Origin of the sequence: Turicibacter sp. HGF1 (genome assembly GCF_000191865.1) — a bacterium.
GTDB lineage: Bacteria > Bacillota_I > Bacilli_A > MOL361 > Turicibacteraceae > Turicibacter > Turicibacter sanguinis.
In genome coordinates, this window is sequence record NZ_AEXQ01000023.1 from 1 (window position 1) to 6,722 (window position 6,722).

The 6,722-nt window shown below is 35.4% G+C and carries 6 protein-coding genes and 1 other annotated feature; of the genes, 1 reads left to right on the top strand and 5 read right to left on the bottom strand.

All coding sequences use genetic code 11. The features are described from left to right. Nucleotides 1-313: 313 nt before the first annotated feature. From HMPREF9402_RS02445 to HMPREF9402_RS02465, 5 genes are all read right to left on the bottom strand, one after another. Nucleotides 314-1,471: an alpha/beta hydrolase gene (locus tag HMPREF9402_RS02445; RefSeq protein WP_009606372.1), complete on the bottom strand. Its 1,158-nt coding sequence runs from the start codon at nt 1,469-1,471 to the stop codon at nt 314-316. A gap of 70 nt (nt 1,472-1,541) precedes the next feature. Continuing rightward, nucleotides 1,542-2,909 carry an MATE family efflux transporter gene (locus HMPREF9402_RS02450; RefSeq protein WP_009606371.1) on the bottom strand — a complete coding sequence of 456 codons (1,368 nt, stop codon included), beginning with the start codon at nt 2,907-2,909 and terminating at the stop codon, nt 1,542-1,544. A 25-nt stretch (nt 2,910-2,934) separates the two neighbouring features. Then, nucleotides 2,935-4,104 (bottom strand): aminotransferase class I/II-fold pyridoxal phosphate-dependent enzyme, encoded by a 1,170-nt coding sequence (locus HMPREF9402_RS02455; RefSeq protein WP_009606369.1) that lies wholly within the window; start codon nt 4,102-4,104, stop codon nt 2,935-2,937. After that, complete coding sequence (locus HMPREF9402_RS02460) at nt 4,101-4,580, bottom strand: Lrp/AsnC family transcriptional regulator (RefSeq protein WP_006785139.1); 480 nt, start codon at nt 4,578-4,580, stop codon at nt 4,101-4,103. The genes HMPREF9402_RS02455 and HMPREF9402_RS02460 overlap by 4 nt, the downstream gene beginning before the upstream one ends. Before the next feature lie 48 nt (nt 4,581-4,628). Continuing rightward, nucleotides 4,629-4,859 (bottom strand) — a binding site (T-box leader). A gap of 57 nt (nt 4,860-4,916) precedes the next feature. Further along, entirely contained in the window at nt 4,917-6,272 is a 1,356-nt protein-coding gene (locus HMPREF9402_RS02465; RefSeq protein ID WP_009606370.1) for an MATE family efflux transporter, read from the bottom strand. 290 nt (nt 6,273-6,562) lie between these two features. Here HMPREF9402_RS02465 and HMPREF9402_RS14435 point away from each other — a divergent pair, with 290 nt between their 5' ends. Next, nucleotides 6,563-6,718, top strand: a complete 156-nt coding sequence (locus HMPREF9402_RS14435; protein WP_006785141.1) for a hypothetical protein — start codon at nt 6,563-6,565, stop codon at nt 6,716-6,718. Nucleotides 6,719-6,722 lie beyond the last annotated feature (4 nt).

Sequence of the window (6,722 nt, forward strand, 5' to 3'; positions counted from 1 at the left end):
GGAGTTAAATTAATTCTTTCTTGATAATAAAAACTCATACATCAAGTGAAAATGCTAGATTTCTATTATCTCCTCGTTTTATTGTCTAACTTTTACCTGATGAGCTGGGCAGAGTGATTTGAGATACAAGTAAATGTTTTTTACCGTTATAAATCTTAATTATCATTTAATATTAAAATATATCATGAGTAATGACTTTAATTTCATCTCATAAGCTATGAATTATCTTATTTTTTCTGATTTCCACTATGGCTAACCGATTATATTTCAATATCGGAAAAATCCCGTTACTTTCCATTATTAAGCACTCTTTTCAATTCACTTCATTCAATCCGGCTTCATCCTTTATTTCTTTTGTTGGATAAACCTCATTAATAATTTGTTTGATAAAATCATTCATGGATGGTTCATCTTGTGTTGAAATATAATGAGCTGAGTGACTTAAGATGAGATAATCCTTTTTAGGGGCTTGGAGTTTTTGAAACCATTGTTGTAATAAGTCTTTTGAACAGATATAATCATCGACTCCTGATATAAAATAGATTGGAATTTTAAGGTTTGTCATGTCTTCATCAAATTGAACCGCATTCAATTCAGCCCATAAGTTACTTTGTGTTAAAACCTTATGTGATGTTTTAAACAACGTTTCATAAGCTTCCTTTATACTTAAGTCAGGTGATGAGAAGGCTTGAGCAATCCATTTTGAAATATTGAGTCCCGCTACACCATCGTGCATTTTAATATAAGCTCCACTATTAGTAATTGCTTTCGTAAAAAGTTCTTGATGCGCTACCTTTTGATAAGGCGGGTATCCCATTTGTTTCAGTGCTAAAACTAATTCATTCGCCCCAATACTTGCGTATTCATCGATAAGCCATTCATACAGTTCTAAATCAGATTTAGATGGATTGACGACTTGTCCAATGCCAAAATATGCTTCAATGAGCTGCGGAATTTCTTTTACTAAGTTCATTCCGAGAACAGTTCCCCAAGAAAATCCAATTACATAAAGTTTGTCTTTATTAAACGTTTCTAATAAATAATTGATTAATTCTTTTGTATCTTGTTGCAATTGTGTTAAAGAGACATTTTGACTAGTCAAGGTCTCATCATAGCTCTTTCCTGATCCCCGTTGATCCCAATAAACAGCCGTACAATGTGTCAGCAAATCTTGATTTTGTCCACGTGCACTAATCCCATATGGAACAGATAAGCCAGGCCCACCATGTAAATATAAGCACAGTGGTTTACTTTGACTCATCCCTTCGATTGCAATGTATTGCGTCACACCTCCTAATTCTATTTCTCTTATTTCACTGATTCCACCGCTATCAATGATTTGATTAATTTGACTTTGAACGTGTCGCTGTTCAATTCGTCGATATGCTAAAATTCCTCCGATTAAAATAACTCCCAATACGACAACCGCGATGATTAGTTTAATGATTACTTTGTAAATACGACGTTTCAATGTTGAAATCCTCCCCTTTAATTCATATTACAATTTATGTTAGAACAACCAAAAAAAGCACTGAAAAATTTCAGTGCTTTTCGCCTTTTGCTAGTTCTAATCGCTTCATTTTTTTAAATTGTTTGACTAAGAAATAGAGGGTGATTGAGATTGCTAATGTATCCGAAATGGGTTGTGCCAACCAAACACCATCTAATCCTAAAAAAGGAGGTAAAACTAAAAGCAAAGGAACTAATAAAATAAGTTGTCTTAATAAACTTAGAATCATAGCAATCCGTGCTTTTCCAATGGACTGAAAATACGTGGATCCAATAATTGAAATCGAGACAAATGGAAACATGAATAAATAAATCCGAATCCCTTTGACTGTAATCGCCATCAACTCTTGATCACGATTAAAAAGTGAAATCATCATTTCTGGGAAAAATTCAATCACAATAAAACCTATGGTTAAAAAAGCAGACGCCATTAAAACAGAGTATAAAAAGGTCTGATTCGCTCGATGGTATTCACGAGCTCCATAATTGTAACCAATGATTGGTTGTGCTCCTTGATTAATACCGAAAATCGGCATTAAAAACATCATCGAAATGGAAGAAATCGTCGCAAAAGCTCCAATGGCTAAATCACCACCGTAAGCTTTTAACGTATTATTTGAGACCACTTGAACTAAACTCGCCGCTAATTGCATAGCAAATGGAGCTGATCCAATTGCGAGGATACTTTTGACTAAATTAGACTCAAGCTTCAAGAATTTTGATTTAAACGTCAATCGTGATTTTCCCATAACAAAATAAAGTAACACCCAAATAGCAGTTGTAGCCTGAGAAATAACAGTTGCGATAGCCGCTCCTTGAATTCCCCATCCTAATCCAAAGATAAAAATAGGATCTAAAATAATATTAATGATGCATCCAACAACCATCGTTAAAGCAGCCATTTTGGGGTTTCCATCTGCTCTAATGTTACTGTTTAAAGAGTAGCCCATCACATTAAAAATCGTTCCATATAAAATCACTGTAATATACCGATCGGCATAAGGCAAAGTGCTTGAACTTGCCCCAAATAAATTTAAAATCGGCGTTTTAAAAACAAGGCCAAGAACCGTCAATGCTAAAGCGATAATGGTCGATAAGGTGATATTATTTCCTATTAAACGCTCTGCATTTTCTCGCTCCCCCTGCCCTAATTTAATCGAGATATTAGCGGTACTTCCAACTCCTACTAACATCCCGCAGGCTAGAATAATGGTGATAATTGGTAGCGTAATGCCAACACCTGTTATGGCGAGTGAACCGACCTCGGGAATATTTCCAATGAAAATACGGTCTACCACATTATACAGGGCATTAACAATCATCCCTACGATAGCAGGAATCGAATATTGAATTAATAAGCGATAAACCGGCTTTGTCGCTAACTCTTCTTGATGTTTCAAAAGCTTCACCTTTTCTTTTGTTTAATTAACGTGTTGGATTTTGTTTTAAAAAACGTTCAATTCGAACTAACGCCTCCATAATATTTTCCATAGATGACGCATAACACGCACGAATATATCCTTCCCCACAATCCCCAAAAGCATTACCTGGAACGGTTAAAACTTTTTCTGATCGTAATAATTTCTCACAAAACTCATCCGATGATAATCCCGTTGATTGAATACACGGAAAAACATAAAAAGCTCCTAATGGTTCAAAGCAATCAAGACCCAACTTTCTAAATCCATTCACAAGGACTCGACGACGACGATTGTATTCTTTAACCATCGTCTCAACACTATGATCTCCATTTTTCATCGCTTCAATCGCAGCATATTGCGAGGTTGTTGGGGAACACATAATCGCATATTGATGAATTTTTTTCATGGCATTGATTAAAGTTGGATGACCGCAGACGTATCCAAGTCGCCATCCTGTCATCGCATACGCTTTTGAAAATCCATTAATCACCAATGTTTGATCTTTCACGCAATCAAAACTTGCAATGGAAACGTGCTCCTTTTCATATGTTAATTCCGCATAGATTTCATCCGAAATAATAATGATGTCTTTATCTTTGACAACCTCTACGATTTTTTCAAGTTCGTCACGTGTCATAATCGCTCCCGTAGGATTATTAGGAAACGGCATGATTAAAACTTTTGTTTTAGGCGTGATCGCGGCTTCTAATTCTTCTGCAGTTAATTTAAATTCGTTTTCAGCCTTTAATTCAATCACAACAGGTGTGGCTCCAGTAAATGTCGTACATCCTTTGTATGCGACAAAACTTGGTTCTGGAATGATGACTTCATCACCCGGACCAACAAGTGCTCGAAGTGCAAGATCAATCCCTTCGCTCCCTCCTACGGTTACTAAAATTTCATCCACCTGATAGCTTAAATTAAAACGGCGATGTAAATAACGTGAAATTTCATGACGCAATTCCATGAATCCAGCATTCGAAGAATAATGGGTATGACCTTGTTCAAGTGAATAAATTCCCGCTTCACGAACATTCCATGGAGTCACAAAATCAGGCTCGCCTACTCCTAAAGAAATCACACCTTCCATTTCATGCACCATATCAAAATACTTTCGAATCCCAGATGGTGGCATTTTTTTTACATTCTCTAAAATCATATTTTCTAATCTCATAAAATCACAACCTCACGATCATCAAATTCCTGGTCTTTAAAGATGGTTCCATGATCTTTATATTTTTTTAAGACAAAGTGTGTTGAACAACTTAAGACATATTCTTGAACGGCTAATTTTTCAGAAACAAACATCGCGACTTGCTTCATCGTTTTTCCTTCCACAATGACCGTTAAATCAAATCCACCTGACATCAGGTAACAAGCACGCACTTCATCAAATTTATAAATGCGTTCTGCGACACTATCAAATCCTGCTCCACGTTGTGGTGTCACTTTTACCTCAATTAACGCCGTCACTGTTTCATGACCCGTATTCTCCCAATTGATAAGGGTTGTATAGCCTGCAATAATACTTCGCTCTTCATAATCTTGAATCGCTTCGCGAACTTCTTCTACTGTTTTACCGGTCATCACGGCAATTTGCTCGTCGGTATATCGACTATTTTGTTCTAAAATCTCTAAGATTTCTTCCATCATCTTTCCTCCTAGCTCAAATGAAAATAAAAAAAGTCCTTCATCCCAAAAAGGGACGAAGGACTACTTCGCGGTACCACCCTAATAAGTAATTTAAATTACCCACTCAAGTCCTCAGTAACGCGAGGGAACGTCTTAGCCTAATTAAAAAGACATGCTTTTTAGTTCTCAGCTAGCGACTCAAAGACTGCTTCAACCTAGATGCTTTACTAACTTCCACCACCCGTTAGCTCTCTAAAAAAGTTGACTAGATTTACTCTTTCTTATCATAATCTTTAACTATTTTACCTTATTATAGCTAGAAAGAGTCTGAAAAACAAGTCTATTTTAGAAATTTTATGCCATTTCACGAACCATATTATTTATCCATTTATTTGAACGGAAACGACGACTAATAATTAAATAACGGATTACTTCTTCACATGAAATAAGGAAGATGACATAGGTAATCGGCCATTTAAAAATAAAGGCTCCAATGATTCCAAACGGAATTCCAAAAATCCACATGCTTAAACCTTGAACAATTGAACCGTATTTTGCATCTCCACCTCCACGTAAAATTCCAACAATTTGAACACCATTATAAACACGTGGCAGCATAAAAATAGCAAAGATATACAAGATTTGAATCGCATTTTGTCGCACAAGATCTGAAACCTTATAAATTCCAACAATGGCTGGTGCAAATAAAACAAGACCAACCGCCATGACGACCGCAATAATTAACGCGAGGCGAATAATCTTTTTAGCGTAAATAATCGCTTGCTCTTCTTGATTTGCTCCAATTTCGTTTCCAATGACCACTACAGAAGCATGGGCCATTCCAAAGACCACAATCATAAATAAATTCATAATCGTCGTCGTAATTTGTGTCGTAGCAATGGCATTTACTCCCATTCGACCATAAATGATATTATAAGTAATATTTGTTAATCCCCAACAAGCTTCATTCAAAACAACAGGTAAAGCTGCTTGATATAACATCCCCGCCATTAGACGATCAAATGTAACGAGTTGCTTGAATGATAAGTTTAGTGGTTTAACTTTTAAGGCCACGACGATGATGATAATAAAACATTCGACTAATCGAGCCATTAGTGTTGCGATGGCCGCCCCTACTACTCCAAGTGCTGGGAATCCAAGTAATCCAAAAATTAAAATTGCATTGAATACGCCATTAATGATTAATCCAATTAAACTTCCCCACATCGGTAATGCAGTATTTCCAATACTACGAAGTGCACCAGCAAATACAAATGAAATAGCCGTCGCTAAATAACTAAAAATAGAAACACGAAGATACTCACTTCCAAAACGGATAACATCTGGATCTGGATTAAATATTTTAATAATCGATTCTGAACCAAAGAATCCAATCACGGTGAAAATAACAGCAAAAACTATTCCTGCTGCTAACCCGAGTTGTAAAACTTTTTTAACATTCTCTGTGTCTTCTTTTCCCCATAATTGAGCGATTAAAATCGAGCATCCTGCTCCAATTCCCATCACAAGTAAACTATATAAGAAATAAAACTGATTCGCAACACCAACAGCTGCAAGTTGGACTTCTCCTAAACTTCCTATCATCATCGTATCTAACATATTTAACGATGATGTAATCAAGTTTTGTAAGACAATTGGTATTGCTAAGATAAATAATCGTTTATAAAATTTACGATTGTTTTTTGGCATCTTACCCCTCATTTCTAACTAAAATTAAACTCTTGCGAACCGTTTTCTTTATTTTCACATAGAAAAACCCCCCAATTTGAAGTTTGTTCAAAGTGGGGGTTCAACACTTGTAAAAATTAAAAAGATTTTATTCGCAAATTCCACATTATTCTATCAAATAATCAATTTAAATTCAAGTCCTATGTCAAAATTTTATCTTTTTCGTTCTATTTTACTTGTTTTATATAGTCAGGAATCAAAAAGTTCGTTACAATTAGGATAAGAATTTTAAGAGATAAGGAGTTTTCATCATGAATCAATCCACAACTAAACAATCTATTCAAGATTTATTAAATAAAAAGAAACAACAAACAGCTAATCAAAACAATCATATGATTCCGAGTCGTGAAATGGTAAAAGGTCAAAAAGGCAAAAGTAAACGACGCAAAGCCGGTATTTTAGGATAAAAAA